The following is a 570-nucleotide window of genomic DNA, read 5'->3' as shown; positions in this document are numbered from 1 at the left end:
TTTAAAATATCTCTTGATTTATTTTCAATACATAGTATAATATCTTTTGTCACTAAATTGTCTGGTGATGATGGCGAAGAGGTCACACCCGTTCCCATACCGAACACGGAAGTTAAGCTCTTCAGCGCCGATGGTAGTTGGGGGTTCCCCCCTGTGAGAGTAGGACATCGCCAGGCTTTCTTCATTCCGCAGTAGCTCAGTGGTAGAGCTATCGGCTGTTAACCGATCGGTCGTAGGTTCGAATCCTACCTGCGGAGCCAATTTGGAGAGCTGTCCGAGTGGCCGAAGGAGCACGATTGGAAATCGTGTAGGCGGTAACCCCGTCTCAAGGGTTCGAATCCCTTGCTCTCCGCCACAATTTACATAATAAAGGGCCCGTTGGTCAAGCGGTTAAGACACCGCCCTTTCACGGCGGTAACACGGGTTCGAATCCCGTACGGGTCACCATTTTTATAGAATATATACCAGCATTTTTTATTCGGAGGATTAGCTCAGCTGGGAGAGCATCTGCCTTACAAGCAGAGGGTCGGCGGTTCGAGCCCGTCATCCTCCACCATATCTTTTATATCG

4 tRNA genes and 1 rRNA gene are annotated in these 570 nt (G+C 49.1%); all 5 read left to right on the top strand.

From position 1 onward, the window contains the following. The first annotated feature begins 60 nt into the window (after positions 1-60). The 5 genes from rrf to AC20OE_RS18780 all read left to right on the top strand — a co-directional run bounded on the left by rrf (position 61) and on the right by AC20OE_RS18780 (position 556). A 5S ribosomal RNA gene (rrf, locus tag AC20OE_RS18800) occupies positions 61-176 on the top strand. A 9-nt stretch (positions 177-185) separates the two neighbouring features. Next, a tRNA-Asn gene (locus AC20OE_RS18795) sits at positions 186-260 on the top strand. Between the two features lie 4 nt (positions 261-264). Beyond that, positions 265-355: transfer RNA gene (locus tag AC20OE_RS18790), tRNA-Ser, on the top strand. A gap of 17 nt (positions 356-372) precedes the next feature. Then, positions 373-447 (top strand) — tRNA-Glu (locus AC20OE_RS18785). A 33-nt stretch (positions 448-480) separates the two neighbouring features. Then, positions 481-556: transfer RNA gene (locus tag AC20OE_RS18780), tRNA-Val, on the top strand. The last annotated feature ends 14 nt before the right edge of the window (positions 557-570 follow it).

It is taken from the genome of Bacillus sp. SRI_025 (assembly GCF_057592095.1).
Note: the sequence above shows the minus strand (reverse complement) of the source record. Positions and strands in the feature narration are given on the sequence as shown.